21 protein-coding genes are annotated in these 18,505 nt (G+C 72.4%); 16 read left to right on the forward strand and 5 right to left on the reverse strand.

Annotation, left to right across the window (positions count from 1 at the left end; translation table 11 throughout):
- Nucleotides 1–11 precede the first annotated feature (11 nt).
- Genes ACQPZQ_RS13815 through ACQPZQ_RS13830 form a run of 4 tightly spaced genes read left to right on the forward strand, consistent with a single transcriptional unit; the run spans nucleotide 12 to nucleotide 3,664 of the window.
- A complete protein-coding gene (locus ACQPZQ_RS13815; protein WP_433295655.1) occupies nucleotides 12–881 on the forward strand; it encodes an ABC transporter permease in 870 nt (289 codons plus the stop codon).
- Nucleotides 878–1,663: an ABC transporter ATP-binding protein gene (locus tag ACQPZQ_RS13820; RefSeq protein WP_433295657.1), complete on the forward strand. Its 786-nt coding sequence runs from the start codon at nucleotides 878–880 to the stop codon at nucleotides 1,661–1,663. Before ACQPZQ_RS13815 ends, ACQPZQ_RS13820 begins: the two co-directional genes overlap by 4 nt.
- Entirely contained in the window at nucleotides 1,660–2,478 is an 819-nt protein-coding gene (locus ACQPZQ_RS13825; RefSeq protein ID WP_433295659.1) for an ABC transporter permease, read from the forward strand. The genes ACQPZQ_RS13820 and ACQPZQ_RS13825 overlap by 4 nt, the downstream gene beginning before the upstream one ends.
- Nucleotides 2,479–2,500: 22 nt before the next feature.
- Nucleotides 2,501–3,664, forward strand: a complete 1,164-nt coding sequence (locus ACQPZQ_RS13830) for an ABC transporter substrate-binding protein (RefSeq protein WP_433295661.1) — start codon at nucleotides 2,501–2,503, stop codon at nucleotides 3,662–3,664.
- Here ACQPZQ_RS13830 and ACQPZQ_RS13835 read toward each other — a convergent pair.
- On the reverse strand, nucleotides 3,645–4,802 hold the full coding sequence (locus tag ACQPZQ_RS13835; protein WP_433295663.1) for a GNAT family N-acetyltransferase: 1,158 nt from the start codon (nucleotides 4,800–4,802) through the stop codon (nucleotides 3,645–3,647). The genes ACQPZQ_RS13830 and ACQPZQ_RS13835 overlap by 20 nt on opposite strands.
- Nucleotides 4,803–4,842: 40 nt before the next feature.
- Complete coding sequence (locus tag ACQPZQ_RS13840; RefSeq protein ID WP_433295665.1) at nucleotides 4,843–5,337, reverse strand: DUF309 domain-containing protein; 495 nt, start codon at nucleotides 5,335–5,337, stop codon at nucleotides 4,843–4,845.
- Nucleotides 5,338–5,394: 57 nt separating this feature from the next.
- Between ACQPZQ_RS13840 and ACQPZQ_RS13845 the strand changes: the two genes are divergently transcribed.
- Nucleotides 5,395–6,525: a dipeptidase gene (locus ACQPZQ_RS13845; RefSeq protein ID WP_433295667.1), complete on the forward strand. Its 1,131-nt coding sequence runs from the start codon at nucleotides 5,395–5,397 to the stop codon at nucleotides 6,523–6,525.
- Between the two features lie 9 nt (nucleotides 6,526–6,534).
- Here ACQPZQ_RS13845 and ACQPZQ_RS13850 read toward each other — a convergent pair whose 3' ends face one another.
- The gene (locus ACQPZQ_RS13850) at nucleotides 6,535–6,933 is read right to left on the reverse strand and encodes an OsmC family protein (RefSeq protein ID WP_433295669.1); all 399 of its coding nucleotides are present in this window, start codon (nucleotides 6,931–6,933) and stop codon (nucleotides 6,535–6,537) included.
- Nucleotides 6,934–7,046: 113 nt separating this feature from the next.
- On the opposite strand from ACQPZQ_RS13850, the gene ACQPZQ_RS13855 reads away from it, so the two are divergent.
- The 6 genes from ACQPZQ_RS13855 to argH all read left to right on the forward strand — a co-directional run bounded on the left by ACQPZQ_RS13855 (nucleotide 7,047) and on the right by argH (nucleotide 13,060).
- Entirely contained in the window at nucleotides 7,047–7,394 is a 348-nt protein-coding gene (locus ACQPZQ_RS13855) for a hypothetical protein (RefSeq protein WP_433295671.1), read from the forward strand.
- Nucleotides 7,395–7,460: 66 nt separating this feature from the next.
- The gene (locus ACQPZQ_RS13860; RefSeq protein ID WP_433295673.1) at nucleotides 7,461–8,246 is read left to right on the forward strand and encodes a phosphosulfolactate synthase; all 786 of its coding nucleotides are present in this window, start codon (nucleotides 7,461–7,463) and stop codon (nucleotides 8,244–8,246) included.
- On the forward strand, nucleotides 8,243–9,172 hold the full coding sequence (locus ACQPZQ_RS13865; RefSeq protein ID WP_433295675.1) for a DUF7714 family protein: 930 nt from the start codon (nucleotides 8,243–8,245) through the stop codon (nucleotides 9,170–9,172). Before ACQPZQ_RS13860 ends, ACQPZQ_RS13865 begins: the two co-directional genes overlap by 4 nt.
- The gene (locus ACQPZQ_RS13870) at nucleotides 9,157–10,518 is read left to right on the forward strand and encodes a class-II fumarase/aspartase family protein (RefSeq protein WP_433295677.1); all 1,362 of its coding nucleotides are present in this window, start codon (nucleotides 9,157–9,159) and stop codon (nucleotides 10,516–10,518) included. Before ACQPZQ_RS13865 ends, ACQPZQ_RS13870 begins: the two co-directional genes overlap by 16 nt.
- Nucleotides 10,515–11,540 (forward strand): 1-aminocyclopropane-1-carboxylate deaminase/D-cysteine desulfhydrase, encoded by a 1,026-nt coding sequence (locus ACQPZQ_RS13875; RefSeq protein WP_433295679.1) that lies wholly within the window; start codon nucleotides 10,515–10,517, stop codon nucleotides 11,538–11,540. Before ACQPZQ_RS13870 ends, ACQPZQ_RS13875 begins: the two co-directional genes overlap by 4 nt.
- The gene (argH, locus tag ACQPZQ_RS13880) at nucleotides 11,537–13,060 is read left to right on the forward strand and encodes an argininosuccinate lyase (protein ID WP_433295681.1); all 1,524 of its coding nucleotides are present in this window, start codon (nucleotides 11,537–11,539) and stop codon (nucleotides 13,058–13,060) included. Before ACQPZQ_RS13875 ends, argH begins: the two co-directional genes overlap by 4 nt.
- 4 nt (nucleotides 13,061–13,064) lie before the next feature.
- Here the strand turns inward: argH and ACQPZQ_RS13885 are convergent, their stop codons facing one another.
- Nucleotides 13,065–13,652: a helix-turn-helix domain-containing protein gene (locus ACQPZQ_RS13885; protein WP_433295683.1), complete on the reverse strand. Its 588-nt coding sequence runs from the start codon at nucleotides 13,650–13,652 to the stop codon at nucleotides 13,065–13,067.
- A 116-nt stretch (nucleotides 13,653–13,768) separates the two neighbouring features.
- Between ACQPZQ_RS13885 and ACQPZQ_RS13890 the strand changes: the two genes are divergently transcribed.
- The 5 genes from ACQPZQ_RS13890 (at nucleotide 13,769) to ACQPZQ_RS13910 (ending at nucleotide 17,139) form a co-directional block, all read left to right on the forward strand.
- Nucleotides 13,769–15,118 (forward strand): FAD-dependent oxidoreductase, encoded by a 1,350-nt coding sequence (locus ACQPZQ_RS13890; protein ID WP_433295685.1) that lies wholly within the window; start codon nucleotides 13,769–13,771, stop codon nucleotides 15,116–15,118.
- 6 nt (nucleotides 15,119–15,124) lie between these two features.
- A complete protein-coding gene (locus ACQPZQ_RS13895; RefSeq protein ID WP_344727874.1) occupies nucleotides 15,125–15,385 on the forward strand; it encodes a hypothetical protein in 261 nt (86 codons plus the stop codon).
- A 37-nt stretch (nucleotides 15,386–15,422) separates the two neighbouring features.
- Nucleotides 15,423–15,908, forward strand: a complete 486-nt coding sequence (locus ACQPZQ_RS13900) for an MSMEG_0572/Sll0783 family nitrogen starvation response protein (RefSeq protein ID WP_433295688.1) — start codon at nucleotides 15,423–15,425, stop codon at nucleotides 15,906–15,908.
- 110 nt (nucleotides 15,909–16,018) lie between these two features.
- Nucleotides 16,019–16,660, forward strand: coding sequence for a hypothetical protein (locus tag ACQPZQ_RS13905; protein ID WP_433295690.1), 642 nt, complete (start codon nucleotides 16,019–16,021; stop codon nucleotides 16,658–16,660).
- Nucleotides 16,657–17,139, forward strand: coding sequence for an MSMEG_0567/Sll0786 family nitrogen starvation N-acetyltransferase (locus tag ACQPZQ_RS13910; protein WP_433295692.1), 483 nt, complete (start codon nucleotides 16,657–16,659; stop codon nucleotides 17,137–17,139). Before ACQPZQ_RS13905 ends, ACQPZQ_RS13910 begins: the two co-directional genes overlap by 4 nt.
- A 54-nt stretch (nucleotides 17,140–17,193) precedes the next feature.
- Here ACQPZQ_RS13910 and ACQPZQ_RS13915 read toward each other — a convergent pair whose 3' ends face one another.
- The gene (locus ACQPZQ_RS13915; RefSeq protein ID WP_433295694.1) at nucleotides 17,194–18,375 is read right to left on the reverse strand and encodes a nitroreductase family protein; all 1,182 of its coding nucleotides are present in this window, start codon (nucleotides 18,373–18,375) and stop codon (nucleotides 17,194–17,196) included.
- Nucleotides 18,376–18,505 lie beyond the last annotated feature (130 nt).

Raw genomic sequence — 18,505 nt, forward strand, 5'->3', positions numbered from 1 at the left:
GGAGCGTGCGGATGGGAAGTCGGTCGCGCGCGGTTGCCACCACCGTCGCGGCGTTCGTCCTGCTCATCGCCTTGTGGGAGCTGGCGAAGCTCGTGCTGCCCGCCGCCGGTGTCACGATCGGCGACACCAGGGTGCTGCCTCGCACCGACGACTCGGCGATGCCCCACGTCTGGACGGTGCTCGGGCGGCTCACCGAACCTGAGGTCGCCGGAGCCGCCACCACGCGCAGCGTCGCCGCAGCGGTGGCCTCCGGGGCGCTGTTCACCCTCGGTCTCGCCCTGGGTGGGCTCCTGATCGGAGGCGTGTTCGGGGTGCTGCTGGCGGTGGCGATGCAACGGTTCGGACTCCTGGAGCGGGCCGCGCTGCCCTACGTGGTGGCGTCGCAGACGGTGCCGCTCATCGCGATCGCCCCGCTCGTGGCCGGGTGGGGCGGCAACATCGCGATCCTCGGGTGGTCGTGGCAACCCTGGGCCAGCGTCATGGTCATCGCGGCGTACCTGGCGTTCTTCCCGATCGCCGTGGGGATGCTGCGGGGGCTCACCTCGCCTGCCCGGGCCGACGTGGAGCTCTTCCGCACGCTGGCGGCCGGCTGGTGGACCACGCTGCTACGCCTGCGGCTTCCCGCCTCGGTCCCGCACGTCGTGCCCGCGGTCCGGCTCGCCGCCGCGGCTGCCGTGGTGGGCGCGATCGTCGCGGAGATCTCCACCGGCACACGCGGAGGGATCGGCCGGTTGATCATCGAGTACGCGCAGTCCGCCACCGGCGACCCATCACGCATGTACACGGCGATCCTCGGCGCCGCGCTGCTCGGGCTCGTCGCCGCGGGCGCAGTGGGGCTGCTGGACGTCGGCTTGCGCCGCTACCGCGGGAGCGTCCGATGACCGCGGCCGTCTCGCTCGGCGGCGTCGGCAAGCGGTTCGGCGACGTCCACGCGCTCGACGGCATCGACCTCGACGTGGGGGCAGGCGAGTTCGTGTCGCTGATCGGGCCGTCGGGCTGCGGTAAGTCGACGCTGCTGCGGATCGTCGCCGATCTCGAACAGCCCACCGGCGGCGCCGTTCTCGTCGGGGGCAAGTCGCCGCAGCAGGCCCGGCTCGACCAGGACTACGGGATCGCCTTCCAGCAGGCCGGGCTCCTGGAGTGGCGCACGGTCGCCGAGAACGTCGAGCTGCCGCTGCACGTCCACCGCGTCGGCAAGGCGGAGCGCCGGGCGCGGGCGGCGGAGCTGCTCGCGCTCGTCGGGCTGGACGAGTTCGCCGGGGCCCGCCCGAGCGAGCTGTCCGGCGGGATGCAGCAGCGCGTCGCGATCGCCCGTGCGCTCGCCCCCAGTCCCCGGCTGCTGCTCATGGACGAGCCGTTCGGGGCGCTGGACGAGATGACCCGCGAGCGGATGCAGGCCGAGCTGCTGCGGATCGTGGGAGAGACCGGCGCTGCCGTGCTGTTCGTGACCCACTCGATCCCCGAGGCCGTGGTGCTCTCGAACCGGGTCGTCGTCATGTCCCCGCGGCCGGGCCGGATCACCGAGATCGTCGACGGGCGCCGGCCGGGCACCGCGGTGGTGAGCGATCTCGAGCCCGAGGACGTCGAGGACGTCCGCGAGTCCGGGTCGTTCTTCGCCGCGATCACCGCGGTGCGCGAGGCGCTGCGCAAGGGGCACGAGTGAGCCGGGCAGGCGCGGTGCCCGGCGCGGCGGGCGTGGGTGCAGGTCCCGGAGAGCGGCGGGGCGGGCTGCAACTGGCCCGGGTGTGGCCTGCCGTCGCGTTCGGGATCGCGGGGCTCGTGCTCTGGGAGCTGGTGGTGGTGCTGGGCCGTGTGCCCGCGTTCCTGCTGCCCCCGCCGAGCGCGATCGGGGCGCAGATCGGCGCCCAGGCCTCGGTCATCGTCTCCACGGCAGCGGTCACCGGCGGCAACGCGGCGGTCGGTCTCGTGGCCGGGTTCGTGCTCGGTGTGGCCCTGGCGCTGCTCGCGGCGCGGTCCCGGCTGGTGCGGGAGCTCGCCACCCCGGTGGTGCTCGCCGCGAGCGCAGTGCCGATCGTGGCGCTCGCGCCCGTGTTCACCACGATGTTCGGCTCCACCACGGAGGTCGCGCGCCGGCTCGTCGTCACGGTCGTGGTGATCGTGCCCGTGTTCATCTCCACGATGCGCGGCCTGCGTCAGGTGCAACCGGTGCACGCCGAGCTGATGACGGCGCTGGCCGCCACGCCGTGGCAGCACGCGCGGTTCGTCCGGTTGCCCGGTGCGGTGCCCTACATCATGACGGGCCTGCGGCTGGCCGCACCCGCCGCGGTGATCGCGGCGGTCGTCGCGGAGTACTTCGGCGGCCTGCAGAACGGTCTGGGCAGCCGGATCTCCGCCGCTGCCGCCAACACCGCCTACGCGCGAGCGTGGGCCTTCGTCGCCGCCGCCATCGCTGTGGGGCTGCTGTTCCATCTCGCCGGGCTGCTCGCCGAGCGCCTGGTGACACGCGGTCGGTCGTGATCGACAACCCCCGGAGGTCCCCATGAACGGACGAGCAACGGCCGCACGGCCGCCGTCTCGACGACTGCTGCGATCGCTCGCCGTGGTGGCTGCGCTCGCGCTCTCCGTCGCCGCGTGCACGACGACGGGTCCCGGCAGCTCCACCGGTGACGGCCCGCAGCGGGTGACGTTGCAGCTGCAGTGGTCCACCCAGGGGCAGTTCGCCGGCTACCTGGCCGCCGTCGACCAGGGCTTCTACGCCAAGCGCGGGCTCGACGTGCAGATCAAGGAGGGCGGTGTCGACATCGTCCCGCAGACGGTGCTGGCGCAGGGCCAGGCCGACTACGCGATCGCCTGGGTGCCGAAGGCGCTCGCCTCGCGGGAGCAGGGTGCCGCGATCACCGATGTCGCCCAGATCTTCCAGCGCTCGGGCACCTACCAGGTGGCGTTTGCGGACAAGGGCATCACGTCCGCGGCCGACCTCCGCGGCAAGCGGGTGGGCAACTGGGGCTTCGGCAACGAGTTCGAGCTCTTCGCCGGCATGACCGCGGCCGGGCTCACGCCTGCCAGCGACGTCACGCTGGTGCAGCAGCAGTTCGACATGCAGGCGCTGCTGTCCGGCGAGATCGACGCCGCGCAGGCCATGTCCTACAACGAGTACGCGCAGGTGCTCGAGGCGCAGAACCCTGCGACCGGTCAGCTCTACACCCCGGCGGACTTCTCGGTGATCAACTGGAACGACACCGGCACCGCGATGCTGCAGGACGCCATCTGGGCAAGCACGGAGCGGCTCTCCGACCCCGGCTACGAGGACACCACCACCCGTTTCATCGCCGGCTCGATCGAGGGCTGGGCGTACTGCCGGGAGAACGTCGAGTCGTGCCGCGACATCGTCGTCAAGGCGGGATCGACGCTCGGCGCCAGCCATCAGCTGTGGCAGGTGAACGAGGTGAACAAGCTGATCTGGCCCTCGCCCGCCGCAGGCGCAGGCGCGATCGACCCCGCGGCCTGGGAGCAGACCGTGCGGGTGGCGCGCACCGCCGTGAACGCCGACGGGCAGACGGTGCTCACGCGCGACCCCGACCCCGAGGCCTACACCAACACCTACGTCGAGCGGGCGGTCGGGATGTTGAAGTCGGAGGGCGTCGACGTGGTGGGCGCCGGCTACACGCCCACCACGGTCACGCTCAACCCCGGGGGGTCGTGAGCGCCGGCGCCACGGCGTCGGCGAGTCGCTCGTACCACGCACCGTCGTCGACCGTCCGGTTCTCGCCGTAGCCGATCATGCCGTCCTGGTGGGCGCGGGCGACGAGGGTGAACCCGGCGCGCTCGGCGACGTGGCGGCTGGCGGTGTTCGACCACGCGGCGCCGATCTGCAACCGGTTCCGGCCGAGTCCACCGGCCGTCACGGGGGCGAACGCGTGGGCCACCACGAGGTCGACGGCCTCGCTCACGATCCCGCGGCCCCGCGCGTCCGGGTGCGCCCAGTAGCCGATCTCCCCGCCGGTGGGACTGAAGGGGTCGTCGAGTCCGAACACGGCCAGGTTGGCGAGCAGCCGGTCGTCATCGCGGTCGGCCACCGCCCACGTCACCGACTGCCCGAGCGACGCGCCGAGCTGCTTCGCGCGGACGAACTCCCGCGCCGACTGTTCGGTGTACGGGTGGGGCAGCGTGGCCAGCCAGTAGCGTGACCGCTCGTCCGAGCAGGCCTCGACGATCCGCGGAACGTCGGCCTCGGTGTAGGCCCGCAACCGGACGCGCTCGCCGTCCAGCACGGGCACGGTCCACCAGGTCGTACGCGGTGACTGCGGGTCGCCCGGGCGCAGCGAGGCGTACCAGCCGTCGTGCAGCAGCCCGCGCTGCGGCAGGGCCAGCGGCCGCTCGCCGTGGAAGGTGAAGCCGCAGGCGTGGGCCACCCGCCAGGACGCGACGTGCCCGGCGAAGGCCGACCAGTGCACCACCGGCAGCTCGGCCGTGTCGAACGCCCACCGGGTGGCCAGGCGCACCGCACGCGTCATCAGGCCGCGCCGCCTGGCCCACGGCGCCGCGGCGAATCCGATCTCCGCAGGCGGGCCGGTGCGGATGTCGACGTTGCCGGCGAAGCGCGGCTCTCCTCCGTCCTCGGACGCCTCGATCGCCCAGCCGAAGGACGTGCCGTCGTGCCACCCGGCCGGCATCTTCTCGAGCACCCAGTCCTCCGCGTGGTGGTGCTCGTAGGGCACCGGCACGGTCGTCCACCGGACGGTCTCCGGGTCGGTTCCCATCGTGACCAGAGCCTCGATGTCGGCAGGGGTGTGGGGCCGCAGGGTGACGACGTCGTCGGTCAGGACCGGTGTGGTGGGCACGAGGAATGATCGCCGGGCCGGGCGGGCAGCGGCGAGCGGATTACACCGCACCTTCGCGCAGGCGCGGGCTCAGGTCGTGCTGGGTGATACCCGACAGGCCGTCGCGCTCGATCCGGCGGGCCAGCGCCTCGGCGTGGGCCAGCAGGCCGCGGACGTCCAGTCCGGCGGGCACCGGACCCACCCAGCGGGCGAGGTTGCCCGCCCCGCGGTCGAGCAGTGCGACCGCTCCGCGGGCGTTGCCGCGCTGGGCGTGCGTCAGGCCGACAGCGAGCTGGGCGAGGGCGCGCCACAGCTCGCGGTCCGGCTCGTCGGCCGCCTTCCACGCACCTTCGAGCACCTCGTGCGCGGTGAACGGGCGGCCCGCGTCGAGGAGCTCCTGGGCCCGTGTCACGGCGTCGTCGGGCGTGAGGACCAGGTCGTCGGGCACCCGCTCGACACCCTCGGCGGCGCCGCGGGGAAGCGGGCGCCCGGCCGCGTCACGGGGACGGGCGTTGCGGGCCCGTCCTGCGGCGTCACGGTCGCGAGGGGTGGTCACGAGATGCACGGTGCCACGTCGGAGCACCGGACGGGTCCCGGGGGTGATACTCGGGTAGTGGATCAGCGCGCGATCGACCTGCTCACACGTCACCCTCTCGTCGACGGCCACAACGACTTGCCATGGGCGCTGCGGCGCCTCGCCGGGCCCGACCCCGCCGACGCCGTCGCGGGCACCGACCTCACCACGGGACTGCCCCAGTTGCAGACGGACCTGCCGCGGCTGCGCGCCGGCCGGGTGGGCGTCCAGTTCTGGTCGGTGTACGTGCCGTGCTCGTTCGAGGGGGCCGACGCCGTCACGGCGGTGCTGGAGCAGGTCGAGCTGGTGCACCGGCTCACCGAGCGGTACCCGTCGGACCTCGGCGCGGCCACCACCGCCGACGACGCGGAAGCGGCCTTCGCGGCAGGGCAGGTGGCTTCGCTGATGGGCGCCGAGGGTGGCCACTGCATCGGCGACTCGCTCGGCGTGCTGCGGAGCCTGCGGCGCCTGGGCGTCCGTTACCTGACGCTCACCCACAACCTGAACACCGCCTGGGCCGACTCGGCCACCGACGAGCCGGTGCACGACGGGCTCACCGACTTCGGGCGCGACGTGGTGCGGGAGATGAACCGGATCGGGATGGTCGTCGACCTCTCCCACGTGGCGGCCACGACGATGCGCGACGCGCTCGCCACCACCACGGCCCCGGTGCTGTTCACCCATTCGTCGTGCCGCGCGGTCACCGACCACCCCCGCAACGTGCCCGACGACGTACTGGGCGCGCTACCGGCCAACGGCGGGGTCTGCATGGTCACGTTCGTCCCGCGGTTCGTCTCGGCCGCCGCCGTGGAGTGGGACGTGCAGCTACAGGACGCCATGGCCGCCGCCGGGCTGGACCATCGGGACCTGCGGGCCCGCGACAGGTTCGCCGCCGGCTGGGACGGGCCTGCGAGCCCCGTCGCCACGCTCGACGACGTCGTCGCGCACGTGGAGCACGCCCGCGAGGTGGCGGGCATCGACCACATCGGCATCGGCGGTGACTTCGACGGCACCCGGGAGCTGCCGGTCGGGCTGGAGGACGTCTCCCGCTACCCGGCGCTGTTCGCCGCGCTGCTGGAGCGCGGCTGGAGCGAGGACGACTGCGCGAAGCTCGCAGGCCGCAACGCCCTGCGCGTGCTGCGGGCGGTCGACGACGTCTCGGCGGCCTGACCCGGGCTCTCAGCCGACCACGATGTCGATGTCCGGCGGCTCCGCCAGGGTCCGCGTGACGTAGCAGACGCGCCTCGCCGCAGCGATCACCGCGTCGAGCTCCGCGCCGGGCGCGACGTCGGTGTGCACGACGATCCGGAACGCTCTGAAGCGCGGTCCGTCGTAGAAGCCGGTCACCTCGACCCGCAGGTCGGTGACGGTGACCCCGCGCTTGGCCGCGCTGTGGGCCACGGCGAGGGTGAAGCAGGACGCGATCGAGGCCAGCAGCAGCTCGGTCGGCTGTGGGCCGCTCCCGGTACCGCCGAAGGTCTCCGGCTCGTCGGCTACCAGGGGAAAGCCGCCCGCGTCGACCTCCGCGCGCAGGCCACCGGTCCACCGGGCGGTCACACTCCGCTGGACGGCTGTCATCCCTTCAGTCCGTCTGCAACACCGGTGCAACCGGAAACGGGCAGAGTGCTCCATATCACAGTGCCGAAGCGCGCAGCTTCGGCGGCGATGTCCGAATACGCCGGGAGCATCCGATGACCGCTGTCGCTCATGCACCGCTCCGCTTGGTCACTTGCCGGCAGGGTTGCCCGGCCGACTCGCGCCGAGCCCATCACGACAGGTTGCTCCGCGTCGACAGAGATCCCGACGCGTTGCTGGAACTCGTCGAACTCGCGGTGACGTGGCACGAGCTCGACTACTCGCACGAGACGCTCGTGCCACCGAGCGAGTGGTCGGGCTTCGTCGAGCGTCACGACTGGGAGCGCCCCGACCGGGCGGGTGCCGCCTTCATGCTCGCGCTGGACATCGTGCACCGGGGCGCGCGCCGCGCCCGGCCTGCACGTTCCGGCCCGGCGACGATGTTCGACGTGGTGCCGGGCTGAGCGACGGGACCGGGTCACGTATCGGATAGTAGAATTCCGTTGCCGATCAGATCTAGGGTGGGGATCGTGCCCGTCGCCGACTTCCTCGATCTCGCGGCCCGCCCGCCCCGGCCCCGCACCGCCGGGCTCACTCATGTGCTCGATCCCGGTATCGGTCCGGGCGCGCTGGCGGACGTTCTGGCCGGGGCCGGCCACCTGATCGACATCTGGAAGGTCGGGTGGGGCACCGCCTACGTCGATGCGACCCTCGATGCGAAGGTGGCGGGGCTGTCCGCTGCCGGCATCGACCTGTGCCTGGGCGGCACGATGCTGGAGATCGCCTGGGCGCAGGGCCACACCGAGAAGTGCCTCGCCTGGGCGAAGGACGCCGGGTTCACCCGCGTCGAGGTCTCACGCGGAACCGTGCCGATGACCCTCGCCGAGAAGAGCGCCCTGATCGCCCGTGCAGCGCGGGACTTCGCCGTGCTCGCCGAGGTCGGATCGAAAGCACCCGGTGAGATGCACGCGGCCCGCCACTGGCCCGCCGAGTGCTGTTCGGACCTGGACGCGGGCGCCTCGCTGGTGGTCACCGAGGGGCGCCAGAGCGGCACCGTCGGAACGTTCGACGAGCAGGGCCGGGTGCGGCCGGAGGTGGTGGAGTCCGTCGTCGCGGCCGTGGGCGTCGAGCGGGTGGTGTTCGAGGCGCCCCGGTCGAGCCAGCAGGCCTGGTTCGTGCGCCGCTTCGGGCCGGAGGTCAACCTCGGGAACGTCGTTCCCGGCGACGTCCTGTCGGTCGAGACGCTGCGCCTCGGCCTGCGTTCGGACACGGCCGTGCTGTCGGTTCCTTCCCTGGCCGGTGCGGAGCCCGCGTGACCGACGGGCGGGAGCGGCCCGGGCCGAACTTCGTCCCCCTGCGCTACCGCGGGGTCTCGGTCGCGACGGTCCCGCCGGACGTCGCGCTCGACGAGGCGGCGTTGCGCGATCACTTCACAGGGCGCGACGCCTATCGCCGTACCCGGTTCGTCGTGGCGCGCCGCGATCCCGACACTCCGGGCCCGACCGCGCTGCTACGGATCGGCCGCGCCGCGGAAGGCCCCCTGTTCTCGCCGGTCGTCGCCGTGTCGATGCTCGCCGGACCGCAGGAATGCGCCTACGTCATCGAGCCCGACGCCGACACCGGCATCCCCTCCGTGCTGGCGGCGGTGGCGGCCGAGCGGGCGCCCGGGGCGTACGCGGTGGTGGTCCAGGGCCGGTACTCGCACGTCAACTTCATCATCGACCCGCAGCCGTTGCGCATCGCCGTGCGCGATGTCGTGCCGCCGGAACCCGCCAAGCTCGTGGACCAGGCCCGTCGGGTCGTCGCGGTCACGGAGGACCTCCCGCCCGTCGAGATCGTGCCGGAGCCGGTCAGGCTGGCCGACCTGGCCGCGCAACGACCCGCAGGCCACTACCTGCTGCCGTGCCGGGGCTCCGGTGCCGAGGTGCCGGGAGCGCAGGTGTCCTATCTCGACGAGCACCCGGAACGGGCGGACTGGACGTTGCTCGGGTGCACACGGTCGCAGCAGATCCACCGGCACTTCTACGGTGGCGACGTCCCGACCGTCGACTTCTGCCCGAAGCAGGCGCTGGCGGGCGCCCGGCCTCCGCAGCCGGTCCTCACAAAGTGCTGCCTGCAGGAGGAGCACATCGAGGTCGGGGACGGCTGGGCGACGGTCCCGTGGGGGTCTTCATTGGACCTGGTGCGTGAGGCGCTCCGCCGCCTCGCCGAGCGGGAGGCCCCGTCGTGGCGACCAGGCTGAGCTCGTCTCGCCTCTACGGGCACCTGTGGGGCACCGCGGAGACGGACGCCCTGTTCGACGAGCCGGCGATGCTCCAGGCGTGGCTCGACATCCTCGTCGGGCTGGCTCGCGCCCAGGCCTCGCTCGGCATCGTCCCGGCCGCTGCGGCGGCGGAGATCGCGGCCTACGCCCGCGTGGAGGCGCTCGACCTGGAGTTCGTGGCCGAACAGACCAGGCTCACGTCGCACTCGACGCTCGGCCTGATCCGCGGACTGCAGCGCGTGCTGCCGGACGGCGCACGCGAGCACGTCTACGTGGGCGCGACCGTTCAGGACATCACCGACACGTGGTTCGGCACGCTGATGCGCGACGTCGGGGCGATCGTCTGGCGCGACCTGCGGGCCTGCGAGGCGCGGCTGCTGGAACTCGCGGCGCAGCACCGCGACACCGTCATGGCCGGACGCACGCACGGGCAGCCCGGATCGCCGATCACGTTCGGCTTCAAGGTCGCGTCCTGGGCCGACGAGCTGCGCCGCCACGTCGACCGCATGCGTGAGGGACGGGACCGGTGGTGCACCGGGCAGCTCGCCGGGGCAGTCGGGGCACTGGCGTTCTACGGGCCCGACGGGCCGGAGCTGCGGGGCCGGTTCTGCGCCGAGGTCGGTCTGCAGGATCCCGGGATCTCGTGGCTCACCGCGCGGGACCGCGTGGCCGAGTTCGGCACGGTGCTCGCGATGATCTGCGGGACCCTGGCCCGGATCGGCGTCGAGGTCTACGAGCTGTCCCGGCCGGAGATCGGCGAGCTGGCCGAGCCCGCGTCCAGCGGCGCGGTCAGCAGCATCACGATGCCGCACAAGCGCAATCCCGAGGCGAGCGAGCATCTCGACACGCTCGCTCGGCTCGCGCGGGCGTCGTCCGCGGTGCTGGTGGAGGGCATGGTCGGCGGCCACGAGCGGGACGGGCGCTCGTGGAAGGCGGAGTGGATCGCGCTGCCGGAGGTCTGCCAGCTCACGGCGGTGGCGCTGCAGCTGGCCCGGCGCCTGCTGCACGGGCTCGAGGTGCATCCGGAGGCGATGGCCGCCGCCGTCGAGCGGTTCGGCGGGCTCGGCTCCGAGCGGGTCCTCGCCGGCCTGACCACGCGCCTGGGCCGATACCAGGCCCAGCAGGCCCTGCACGAGGTGTTGCGCGAGGAGGGCACCACGGCCGTGGACCTGCCGAACGCCCTGGCTCGCCGGGGACTCGCCACTGCGGAGGAGGTGCGGGGCTGGGGCACCTCGGCAGCCGTCGAGACGGCTGCGCAGATGGTCGACGGCGTGCTCGCCCGGGCCCACGCGGTGCGGGCGGCCGAACCGGAGAGCTGGCGATGACCGCGCAACCGGGAGAGGTGCCGCAGCGGTTCCCCCTGGCCGTGCTGCCGACCCCGCTGGTGCGTGCCGAACGGCTGGAGGCCGTACTGGGCTGCGGGCCGCTGCTCGTGAAGCGGGACGACCTGAGCGGGTTCGGCGTCGCGGGCAACAAGGCGCGCGCCCTGGAATACCTGGTCGGCGCGGCACTCGCGCAGGGCGCCGAGGTGCTGGTCACCGCAGGCGGTCCCGGCTCGAACTTCGTGCCCGCCGCGGCGCTCGCGGCCCGGGCTGCGGGGCTGGACTGCGAGATCGTGCTCTGGGGTGACCCACGTGGGGCGCCCAACGTCGCGATCGCCGAGGCGGCGGGTGCGCGCATCCTCCCCACCGGCCGGTTCGACCGCGAGGAGGTCGACGTGCTGGCCGCGCAACGGGCCGCGGAGCTGACCCTGGGCGGTCGGCCTGCCACCGCGGTGCCTCGTGGCGGTTCCACGCCGGTCGGGGCGCTCGGATTCGCGGACGCCGCGGCCGAGCTGATGGGGCAGCTCTCGGATTCGCCGCAGCCCGTGGAGGTCGTGCTGCCTCTGGGCTCGGGCGGCAGCTGCGCGGGGTTGCTGGCGGGGCTCGCCGCCGCCGGTGCCACCTTCCCGGTCATCGCGGTCTCGGTGAGCCGCCCGCCCGAGGACGTACGGCGGACGGTACTGGCGATGGCCCGTGAGTGTGCGGCCCTGCGCGGCACCACGGCGCCCACGGCCGACCAGCTCGAACTGGTCGACGCGCGTGGGGAGGGGTTCGGCACGGCGACGGAACAGGAACGGCGACGAGCCCGGCTGGCGCTGCACACCGAGGGCCTGCTCCTCGACACCACCTACGGCGCCGAGGCGTTCAGCGTGGCGGTCGACCGGCTGCTGGGCAGGCCGCCGGGACCCGTGGTGTGGTGGCACACCGGAGGGCTCGTGCCCGCTGTCGCTCACGTCACTGGCGCAGGCCCGTCCGCAGGCGCCCCGGCTCCCGCGATGGAACTCGACGGAGGAGCACGACGATGAGCACGTCCGCCCGCCCCGTCCGCCGGTCGCGTCCGGAGGGCTTCCCCGAGAACGGCCCGGCGCCCGAGCTGATCGAGTCGGGGTTCGCGCTGGAGAACGCCGACGCGGCCTTCCTGCACCACGGGCTCAACCTCGCCGACCTCGCGCACGTGCTGGACCTGGCCCGGCGGGGCATCATCCCGGCCGACGCGCGGCGGGCGTTGCTGGCTGCGCTGCTCGACGTCGTCGAGATCGCGCCGGAGGACTTCCCCTACGACCCCGCGTACGGGGAGCCCTACAACTCACGCGAGCGCTATCTCGTGTCCCGGCTCGGCGACGTCGCAGGCTGGCTCCACGCCGGACGGCCCCGGCGGGAGGCGGCGCGGGTGGCGTTGCGGCTGCACCTGCGCGCGCAGCTCGCCGACCTCGTCCGGCTGACGGTCGGCACCGTCTCGGACATCGTCGACCGGGCCGAGGAGCACGCTGCCACGCTGCTGCCGGACCAGACCTACCTGCAGCAGGCGCAACCGTCGACGTTCGGGCACTACCTCCTCTCCTTCGCCTACCCCGCGGTGCGCGACGCCCGCCGCCTGCTCGACGAGCTGGACGGAATCGACACCAGCCCGGGCGGCGCAGGCTGCGTGAACGGCACCCGGCTGCTCGACGACCGCGATCCGGTGGCGGCCGCGCTGGGATTCCGCGAGGTCATCCCGCACACCCGGGACGCGATGTGGCAGGTCGACGGCCTGATCCACATCCTGGCGACGACGTCGAGCCTGCTCTCGAACTTCTCGAAGGTGGCAGAGGACCTGGAGATCTTCTCGTCGAGCGAGTTCGACTTCGTCGACCTCGACGACGCCTACAGCCGCTCCAGCATCCTCATGCCGCAGAAGCGCAACCCCTACTCGCTGGCGATCATCCGGGGGGCGTCCGGCGTGGTCATCGGCAGGCTCACGGGCTTCCTGGCGGTGACCAAGAGCCCGTCCGCCCGGAGCGACAACCTGATCTTCGCCTACGGCGAGGTGCCGCGCGCGCTCGACCTGAGCCAGCGCATCACCAGGCTGACCGGGGGAGTGATCCGCACACTGCGGGTCAACCCGGAACGGATGCGGGAGGAGCTCGACCGCGGCTACACGCAGGCGACGGACCTGGCCGAGCACCTGGTCGGGCTGGTCGGGGTGGACTACCGGACGGCGTACGTGGTGGTCGGCAACGCGGTGCGGCAGGCGTCGCGCTCCGGCATCCCCGGTAACGCGATCACCGGGGCGATGCTCGACGAGGCCGCGATGGCACAGACGGGGCGCGGCTGGGGGCTCGCGGACGTCGATCTGGCGGACGTCCTCGATCCGCGGTCGATCGTCGCGTCCCGGCAGGCCGAGGGCGGCGCCGCGCCGGCAGCGCTGACCGCGATGATCGCCGGCCTGCGGGAGGTGCTGGTGGAGCTCGGGGCCGCTGCCGACCAGCGGACCGCGGGTTTCGCGGCGGCCGAGGCGGCGCTCCTGGAGAGTGCGCGAGCGTCCGCGGTGGAACCGGCCGGCTGACCGCTCAGACGTCCGGCACGTCGACGGCGACGATCTCGGCCGTCGTCTCGCCGGAGTTGCGGCACCGATGCTCGAGCCACGAGGGGAAGTGCAGTGCCTCGCCCGCCGCGACGACGTAGCGGGCCTCGGCGACCTCCACGTCGAGGCGACCCTCGAGGACCACGAGCAGGGTCTCGCCCGCCCGGCGCAGGCCGGGGCGCTCCTCGCCGGGTTCCAGCCGCGCGACGGTGCCGCTCGACCGGAAACGGTCGGGCGGGCCGGTGATGACGACGGGCCCCGTCCGGACGGCATCGCCGAACCGGGTGTGCACGGCGGCGTGCGTCGGCTCGCTGTCCTCGACGAAGAACCGCACCGGTACCGCGAGGGCTCCGGCGATCTTGAGCAGCGTGGTGACGGTGGGCACCATGTCGCCACGTTCGACCTTGTGCACCGAGGCCGTGGACACGTCCGCCGCCTGCGCGAGCTGCTGGAGCGTCAGGCCGCGCTCCCGGCGCAGCGCGCGGACCTTCGGGCCGATGGAGCCCACCACGGCCTCCCACCCAGCTGACGCGTCCCGCGCGGTGTCGGGAGCGGCGAGCGGGTCGGTGGACATGGGTCCTCCAAGGTTTGACACGGCATTCCGTTTGAGTATCGTAGAATTTTGTTTCCCATAGTGCGTGCCGGTAGCGAAGCCTGTCCAGCAGGCGACCATGGTGAAAGGTTGCCACGTTGTCCCCAGCGCCGCGTAAGACGGTGATCATCGGTGGAGGAGCGGCCGGTCTCGGCGCTGCGGGTGGCGTGAAGGCCGCCGACCCGAGCGCCGACGTCGTGGTCTACACGGAGTACGAGGACGTCGCCTACAGCCCCTGCGGAATCCCCTACGTCCACGGTGGAGAGATCCCCGACTTCGAGCGGCTCTTCCTCGCGGGCAAGCAGGCCTACGTGGACGCCGGGATCGACGTGCACTACGAGACGGTGGTGACCGCCGTCGACACCACCGCCCACACGGTCACCGTGGAGGGGGAGGGCACGGTCCCCTACGACACCCTGATCATCGCCACGGGCTGGAACTACGCCGACCCCGGCGTGCCCGGTGGTGACCTCGAAGGCCTGTACTTCGTCAAGAACATCCGCAAGGCGATGGAGTGGGACAAGGTCATCTCCGAGACCAAGTCCGCCGTGGTCGTCGAGGCCGGGCCGCTCGGGCTGGAGATGGTGACGGCACTGGCGCACCGGGGAGTCGAGACCCACCTCATCGACCCGAACCCGTACGCGCTGGCCATGATGGCCGACCCGGACATCATGGCGCCGGTGGAGGAGTCCTGGCGGGAGCTGGGCGCGCACCTGCACTTCAACACCACGCTCGAGGGCTTCGTCGGGAACGGGTCGGGCAAGGTGCGGGCCGTCGCCACCTCGGGCGGGGAGATCCCGGCCGACCTGGTCGTCGTCGCGACCCACAAGGTGCCCAACAACTCGCTCGCCCAGGCCGCCGGGCTCAAGATCGGCTCGACCGGCGGGCTCATCGTCGACGAGCGCATGAAGACCTCCGCGCCGGACGTGTGGGCCGCGGGTGACGCCGTCGAGATCCCGCATGGGCTCACCCGGACCCCGCTCCAGGGGCTCACCGGATCGCACGCCTACGCGCAGGGGAAGACGGCGGGAACGAACGCCGGTGGTGGCGACCGTGCCTACCGGGCGGTGTACGTGCCCTGGGCGACCCCGGCCGGGAAGTGGGTGATCGGTGGGGCCTCGTTCGGGGAGACGACCGCGACAGCGCTCGGGATCCCCTACGTCCTCGCGGTCGCCGAGGGGATCTCGCGGGCCCGCTACTACCCGGGCGTGCAGAAGGTGAAGATCAAGCTGCTGGCCGAGCCGGGCACGCTGCGTCTCATCGGCGCCCAGATGATCGGGGGCGGCGAGGGAATCAAGGAGAGGGCGGACTTCCTCGCCCAGGCCATCCGGTTCGGGATGACGCTGCACGACCTCGCCACGATGGAGAACGTCTACTCGCCCGCCATCGGTGCGCTGAACGAGCCCATCGTGCTCGCGGCCACCAACGGCCTCACCGCGGGGAAGTAGACCGCGATGGCGTCCTTCTTCGGCTGGCTCCGTGAGAACTCCGAGCACTACCTGCTCGTGGCAGCACACCACAAGCTCGCCCGTACACAGGGAGCACCGGCACCGCGTCCCCCACGGGGGGCGAAGGAGTTCTTCTGGCTCCGGGTATTCGCGCCGACGTACGCCGCCCTGCCCTGGCCGCTGCGCAACCGCATCATGCGCGCCATGCCGGGGAGCCACCGCCGGACGTGGGCGCCGCCGCCCCGTCCCCCAGGACCCGCGGTCTGACCGCGGAAGATCCACCGAGATTCAAAAGGAGAACACCGTGGCCCAGATCGTCGGACAGCGTGCCCACCAGGGCGACGCCATCGTCGACTACGACGAAAAGCTCTTCGAGGACATCCAGGCCAACGAGGGCGAGAAGGCCTACGTCTTCATGCACACCGTTCCCTACGAGGGCTCGGTGGGCCTGGTCAACATGCTGACCACCACCCGCATCAACCGGAAGGGCTTCGACACCACGCTCGTGCTGTACGGGCCCGGCGTGCTGATGGCCTCGGCCACGCGCGGTTTCCCGACCGTCGGCGCGGAGGCCTTCCCCGGCCACATGGCCTACAACAACCAGCTGCAGACCTTCATGAAGGAGGGCGGCAAGGTCCTGGCCTGCCGGTTCGCGATGGCGGCTCTGTACGGCATGCGCGAGACCGACGTGATCGAGGGCGTCCAGCCTATCCATCCGCTCGACGTCCTGGACTGCCAGCTCACGGCTCGCCGGGAGGGCGCGCTGGTCCTGCAGACCTGGACGCTGTAGCCCGGTCCCGCGCGCTCCGCGTACGGGCCGCGGCTCCGCGGCAGCCAGTTCGGACCGGGACCCGCCGCAGCCTGTGGCTGGTCCCGGTCGGCGAGGCAGAGGAGCAGGAGATGAACCCGTTCACGGTGACGCCGCCGCCCGACGGGGAACAGCCGACCGTCGAAGTGGCGCGCCGCCGCGAACTGTGGCGTGCCGCCGGACAGTCGCTGTTCCCGACGCTCGTCGCCGACCCCGTCTCCTACGCGCGCGCCGTCGAGACGATCGGGGTGCTCGCCGCCGAGCTGGGGCGCCGCCGCGCCGGGCTGGAGGATCTCGCTCAGGTGATGGCCGACCCCGAGGGCTTCGTCGCCCAAGCCGGCCAGACGCCACCGGGCCCCGTACCGCTCTCGCTGCTCGTCGGGGTCGCGTGCGGGATGCGCGAGCGGGAGCTCATCGCGGAGCAGGTCCGCTGCGGCCACCGAGCCGCGATCGAGCGGGCGCGGGCCATCGGCAGCGAGTGGGCCGTGCTCAACGGGCCCGAGTGCATCGAGGATCTGACGGGCGGAACGACCGGCGTCGGCAGCTGTACGCATCTGCACATCCCGTCGGGCACCGAGCTGCGGGCGACTCTCGACGCGTGGTCGCCCGAGCCGTACCGGGTGGACGTCATCGGGCCGGCGGGCGTCTCGCCGGACGGCGGCTCGTTCACCCGCCGTGAGCCGTGGATCGAGCGGTTCCGGCGCTGCCGGGCCGAGATCGGCGGCGGGTCGTGACGGTCCGGGAAGACACGCGACGGATGGGGCCGGTCCGCGGCCGGGAGACCTGTCGCATCGCTGTCGAGCCCGCTGAGCTGACGGCACACCACCTCATCCGGGAGGCGGTGTTCGTGCACGAGCAGCGCCTCTTCCCCGGCTCGGACCGGGATGCCGTCGACGACGACCCCGCGACGCTGCACGTCCTCGGGTTCGTCGATGACCATGCTGTGGGCAGCGTGCGCCTCTACGAGCGTGGCCCGGGCGAGTGGAAGGGTGACCGCCTCGCGGTGCTCCCCGGCCGCCGGGCAGGCCACCTCGGCGCGGCGCTCGTCCGGTTCGCGGTCGCGACGGCCCGTGAGCGCGGGGGCCACGTCATGATCGCCTACGTGCAGCAGCCCAATGAGCCCTTCTTCCGGCACCTGGGGTGGACGCGGGTCGGCGATCAGTTCGACTACGTCGGGCAGCCGCACGTCCGGATGGACATCGCCCTGCGCTGACGCGCTGGGGGCGTCCATCGGATCGGTGGGCCGTTCGTACGGTGCCGAGGTCGCTCAGTTCTCGGCGAGTGCCTTGATGCCGGCGAGGGTGGCGGCGATGTTCGTCCGGATGCAGCGGAGCCGCCCCTCATAGATCGACTCGAGCTGCTCGGGATTCCGTCGGGCGACGATCGACGTGCCGGATTCTCCGGGCCCGACCAGCATCGAGTGAGTGACTCGGGTGGTGCCGCCGAGCATCGGTTGCAGGCGGAACGACCAGCGGGCCGACGGGCTTTCGGGGTCGCCGACGCAGTAGCCGAACTCGTGCGGGGGCTCCCAGCGCTCGACCTGGCAGGACGTGGTCCAGGACAGCCTGCCTTCCATCAGCTGGTTGATCGCCGGGTGCCCGGCGTCATCGCAAGCGTTCGAGCCGTGGAACCGAGCGCCCGGCCCGGGTTGCTGATTCTCGTCCCATGTGGCGCCTGCGGCCTCGGAGCTGAACCGTGACGGCAGCGTGATATCGCTGACCAGCGGCCACAGTTGTTCGGGCGGAGCGTGCACGTCGATATCGAGGCTCACCCCTCGTCCCTCGCCGGGATGGGTTCGCTGCTGCTCGGGCACCGTGCTCGTGGTGAATCCCCATTGGTCGAAGAATGTGATCTCACCGGCCGGACGTCGGGGAGCGGGCCGGAAATCGCCGCCGGTCGTATAGGCCACCGGGAGCAACACGATCTGCGTGACGCCGTCCGGAATGCCCAGCAGTTCGGCCACCTCCTGCGCGCGCTGCAGGTGCAGCGTCGTCCACGAGGTCCCGATTCCGCGGGCCCGGGCGGCGAGGCAGAAGTTCCACGCCGCCTGGATCACCGAATCGAACAGACCGGGCCTGCCGCTGCCGTCGTGCGTGCCGTAGATCGTGGCGATGACCAGGGCAGGCACCCGCTCCAGGTTCTCGGCAAGGTGGATCGCGGAGTCGAACACCCGCCGGCGGCGCTCGTCCGCCTCTCCGGCCGCCAACCCGGTGAGCACGCCCGATCCGGCCTCTCGGTACAGCTGGGCGATGCGCTCCTTGGTGGCCGGGTCGCGCACGACGACCCACCGCCTGCTGGCCTGGTTGGAGCCGGACGGCGTCTGTTCGGCCAGGTCGATCAATCGCAGCAACACGTCGTCGGGCACCGGCCGGTCGAAGTCGAGGCGTTTCCGCACCGCCCGCGTGGTGCTGAGGAGGTGGTCGATCTGATCGAGGTCGAAGGACGTCATCCGATCCACTCCCGACGGGTGCTCAACTGGATGCCTGTGACTCTGGCACTCCTGATCTCCGCTGCCAACGTGATCCGACCGGCAGTTATTCATTGCCGGTTGATGTCGCACATTTGTTGCGTATAACGCG

It is taken from the genome of Pseudonocardia sp. CA-142604, from assembly GCF_050948475.1.
Classification (GTDB): Bacteria; Actinomycetota; Actinomycetes; order Mycobacteriales; family Pseudonocardiaceae; genus Pseudonocardia; species Pseudonocardia alaniniphila.